This is a genomic window from Halomonas sp. 707D4, from assembly GCF_024158685.1.
Classification (GTDB): Bacteria; Pseudomonadota; Gammaproteobacteria; order Pseudomonadales; family Halomonadaceae; genus Vreelandella.
This window is the reverse complement of sequence record NZ_JAMZBD010000285.1, coordinates 1-4,167: the sequence shown is the minus strand read 5'-3', so window position 1 is coordinate 4,167 and position 4,167 is coordinate 1. Positions and strand designations below refer to the sequence as shown.

Here is a 4,167-nt window from a genome sequence, read left to right as displayed (position 1 = left end):
GTGTCGGCGTGACGTCGATGGGCTCGGCGGCGTCGAAGTTGCGCTGCTCCAGGGCTTCGAGGGCGATCTGGTAGCAATCCTCGATGTGCTTGTTGCCCATGTACTTCATGGCGGTGTAGCTGATGCCACCGGCCACGGCGCTGCCGATGAAGGGTACGAACTTCGAGGTGCCCTTGGCGGCGATCTTGAAGCCCATCTTCTGCAGCAGGTTGACGATCAGCTTGCGGGTGATGTACTTGCCCGCCATCTTGCTGCCGACGTTGGAGATCGCGGTCATCACCATTATCTTGGATTCGGTGTCCAGCGCCTCGATCTGCTCCGGCGTCAGGCCGAACTTCTCGTTGATCTGCGGGATCAGGCGCAGCAGGATCGCAACGTCGGAGCCGATATCGACCCCGGGAATGGGAATGATGGCGGCGCCGGCGGACAGGCTCGAGCTTCGCGTTACCTTCTTGTGGCAGGCCAGTCGAATGCGTTCCAGCTCTTCGATAGAGTCGATCATGATACGGTCCTTGTGCATGACAAAAGCCACCTTCACGGTGGTATCACCGAAAGCCTAGCACCGAATCGCGCCGGGGGCCGTCACTCTTGCAGATATTGCCCTGCCAAGCGCTCGACGAGAAAGTCGATGAACAGTCGCGCCCGCTGCGAAAGCGTAGCCTGGCGGTAGTAGACGGCGTGAACCGCCTGTGCCATGGGCACGCTGTGCTGGGGCAGTACCTCGACCAGCGCTTGGGTGCGACGCGGGGTCCGGGTCATGAAGTCCGCCAGGCACACGATGCCCTCGCCTTGAATCGCAAGCTCCATCAGGGTGCTGCCGCTGGAGGCGAGCAGGGTAGGGACGATGTGAACGTCCTCCCGGTCGACCCCGCGCAAAGGCCAGCGATTGAGATGATTGAGCTGGCTGAACCCTAGAAGGCTGTGATGGGCGAGATCCTCCACCGTTTCCGGGATGCCGACGCGGGCGAGATAGCCAGGGCTTGCCAGCAGGCGAAGGGGGCTCTTGCCCAGCAGGCGCGCGTGCAGAGAGGAGTCGTCGAGCTCGCCGATACGGATCGCCAGGTCGACGCGCTGTTCCAGCAGATCGACGAACCGGTCATGGGTATCGAGCTGAAGATGGATGCCCGGGTAGCGGGCACGAAACTCCCCGATCAGCGGCACGATCACGAACTGCATGAAGCTCGGCGCCGCGTTGATGCGAAGCTGGCCCCGAGGCTGGCCGTGGCGGTCGCGAACCGACTCCTCCGCCACGTCCACTGCGCGTAGAATCCTCCGGCAGTGCTCCAGAAACGTTTCCCCCTCCTGGGTCAACTCCAGGCGTCGGGTGGTACGACGCAAGAGCGTGGCGCCCAGCTTGCGCTCCAGACGGTTGAGCGCCCGGCTGACGCCGGACACCGTCATGCCGAGCTGTTCGGCGGCCCCGGTGATGGAGGCGCAGTCCACGACGGTGGCAAAGGCGCGTTGCTCTTCGAGGGTGGTTTTCATGGGAGTCTCGCGTTCGGCATTGATACCCGGCCAGTTCACGACGTTTGTTGATGAAACGTCAAGAGTCTCTTGCGAACGCGTCGGTTTTTCCTATGACGAGGTTCGCCCATACTGACGCCCTGGCGAGCATAGGAACCCTGCAGGGTTCCCTAAACGATCGCGATCATTTCCGTTCAAAGGACGTCGTATCGATGAAGATTCTGTTGATTAATGGTGGCAAGCCCTTCGCTCATTCTGGCGGTGAGCTCAACAATACCCTGCACGACGTGGCCTGGCGCACCTTGAGCGAACAAGGGCACGAGCTACGCGAGACGGTCATCGAGAACGGCTACGAGCTTGATGTCGAGGTGGAGAAGTTTCTCTGGGCCGACGTGCTCGTCTATCAGATGCCGGGCTGGTGGATGGGCGCGCCCTGGACGGTCAAGCGCTATATCGACGAGGTCTTCACTGCGGGACATGGCGCGCTCTACGCAAGCGATGGCCGCTCTCGCCAGGACCCGAGCAAGCAGTATGGCAGCGGCGGGCTCCTTCAAGGACGCCGCTACCTGCTGTCCTTGACCTGGAACGCGCCCGTGGCCGCCTTCGATGAGCCCGGCAACTTCTTCGAAGGCCGAGGCGTGGACGGCGTCTACTTCCCGTTTCACAAGTCCCAGGAGTTCGTCGGCCTGTCGGCGCTGCCGACCTTCATCGCCAACGACGTGATCAAGGCGCCGAACGTCGAGCGCGACACCGCCGCCTACGCCGCGCATCTGACGCAGGTGCTGGCCTGACGCCAGGGGCCTGCGTCACGCCATGATGCGCCCGAGCGAGGCGTGGACATGGCGGCGCATGGCCGCGCGGGCGCGGGTGTCGCTGCGGGCGCGCAGCGCGACGACGATCTCGTCGTGCTCCTGAGTGACCTGCTGGGCGTGAAGGATGAGATCGCGCTCGGATTTCGGCTGGCTGAACCGGGCGCCGAAGATTACCCCGGTCTGGAGAGTGAGAAGCGAACTCAAGAGAAACTTGTTGCCGGCGGTCTTGGCGATCTCGAGGTGAAAGTCGAAGTCCTCCTGGGTGCCCTGCTTGCCGTTTCTGAACAGCCGCCGAAGCGCCATCGCCTTCGCCTCGATGCGGTCGATGTCGCCTGGGCGCTGACGGGTGGCGGCCAGCGCCGCCGACTCGGTCTCGATCAGCAGGCGAAAATCGAACAGCGCGTCGAGATCGTCGCGGCTATCGATGAAGCTCGGGGCGTCCAGGGCGGTGGCCGGACGGGCGGCGACGAACAGCCCCGCGCCCTGGCGTGCGACCACCAGCCCTTCTTCCTTCAGCCGCGCCGTGACTTCGCGTACCGCGCTGCGGCCGAGCCCGTAGCGCATCGAAAGCGCCGCTTCGGTAGGCAGCTTTGCGCCTCTCAGGTACTGCCCGCGCAGGATGGCGTGGTGCATGTCGTCATACAGCGCCTTGATTCTTTCGACTTTGGTCTTGTCAACTTTGGTCTTTGTTGTCATGCATCCAAACTCGGGGGTTGTCTTCTTGCTTATTTAAAACAGTACCTTAGTTTCAATGGGTGAGGTAAGCGACAAACAAATTGCTCGAGTTCGTGATTCCCAGTGTACTGCATGTGTTGGTCGAGAATTCCAATAAGGAGACAACAATGCGTGCACGTCATCAACTCTCAACGCTTGTCGCGGCTCTGGCGCTGGCCTCCACCGTTCACGCCGATGACTTCGTGTTCGGGCATATCTACGAGGCGAGCCACAGCCACCACAAATGGGCGCAGTGGGCCGCCGAAGAGATCGAGAAACGCAGCGACGGCCGCCACACCGTCGAGGTGTTCCCATCGTTGCAGCTGGGCAACGAGGTCGAGCTCAACGAAGGGCTGGACCTGGCCACCGTGGACCTCATCTACACCGGCAACGCCTTCGCCGGCAACGCCTATCCGCCCATTGCGCTGGGAAGCGCCCCGTTCGTGTTCCGTGACTTCGACCACTGGTTGGCCTATTCGCGCAGTGACCTGTTCCAGGAGCTTGCCCAAGGATATGAGGAGACCACCGGCCACGTGCCGCTGGGGCTGATCTACTTCGGCCAACGCCACGTCACCGCCAACGAGCCGAAGCTGACCCCGGACGACATGAAAGGCATGAAGATTCGCGTGCCGGATGCGCCGCTTCTGCTGATGTTCCCGCGCGCCGTGGGCGCCAATCCGACGCCGATCGCGTTTTCGGAAGTCTACCTGGCGCTGCAGCAGGGCGTGGTAGACGGCCAGGAGAACCCGCTGCCGATCATCCGCGCGATGAAGTTCGACGAGGTGCAGTCGGATATCTCGCTGACCGGTCACATCTTCGACAGCCAGCCGGTCATCATGAGCGGCGACGCCTGGTCCCGGCTCTCCGAGGAGGACCAGGCGATGTTCCGCGACGTGTTCCGCGAGGCCGGCGAGCAGGGCAGCCGGGACATCCAGCAGCAGGAGCAGGAACTGGTCACCTGGTTCGAGGACAACGGCACGAACGTTCATGACGTGGACCGCGCACCCTTCGCCGAACTGGTGCGGCCTTACCTCACCGCAGAGGACGTGGGCTGGAGTAGCGAGCAACTGGAGCGGCTGGAGGCGATCGAGTAATGAACGACGACAAGGGCCGTCCCCTCGATCAGGTGACCCCTGCCGCCACCGGCCGCGATCCCGCGGCCGGCAGCGTGGTGCAC

The 4,167-nt window shown here is 63.0% G+C and carries 5 protein-coding genes; 2 read left to right on the top strand and 3 right to left on the bottom strand.

Annotated elements, in window-relative coordinates; genetic code table 11:
- Together BIS11_RS12125 and BIS11_RS12120 are read right to left on the bottom strand one after the other, a co-directional pair.
- On the bottom strand, window positions 1-502 hold a 502-nt coding region (locus tag BIS11_RS12125; protein ID WP_253425004.1), incomplete at its 3' end, for a hypothetical protein.
- An 80-nt stretch (window positions 503-582) separates the two neighbouring features.
- Window positions 583-1,485 (bottom strand): LysR substrate-binding domain-containing protein, encoded by a 903-nt coding sequence (locus BIS11_RS12120; RefSeq protein WP_253425001.1) that lies wholly within the window; start codon window positions 1,483-1,485, stop codon window positions 583-585.
- A 191-nt stretch (window positions 1,486-1,676) separates the two neighbouring features.
- On the opposite strand from BIS11_RS12120, the gene BIS11_RS12115 reads away from it, so the two are divergent.
- Window positions 1,677-2,255 (top strand): NAD(P)H-dependent oxidoreductase, encoded by a 579-nt coding sequence (locus BIS11_RS12115; RefSeq protein WP_253424998.1) that lies wholly within the window; start codon window positions 1,677-1,679, stop codon window positions 2,253-2,255.
- A 15-nt stretch (window positions 2,256-2,270) separates the two neighbouring features.
- Here the strand turns inward: BIS11_RS12115 and BIS11_RS12110 are convergent, their stop codons facing one another.
- Complete coding sequence (locus BIS11_RS12110; protein ID WP_301283018.1) at window positions 2,271-2,972, bottom strand: FadR/GntR family transcriptional regulator; 702 nt, start codon at window positions 2,970-2,972, stop codon at window positions 2,271-2,273.
- Window positions 2,973-3,118: 146 nt separating this feature from the next.
- Here BIS11_RS12110 and BIS11_RS12105 point away from each other — a divergent pair, with 146 nt between their 5' ends.
- Window positions 3,119-4,084, top strand: a complete 966-nt coding sequence (locus tag BIS11_RS12105) for a sialic acid TRAP transporter substrate-binding protein SiaP (RefSeq protein ID WP_253424991.1) — start codon at window positions 3,119-3,121, stop codon at window positions 4,082-4,084.
- Window positions 4,085-4,167: the final 83 nt, after the last annotated feature.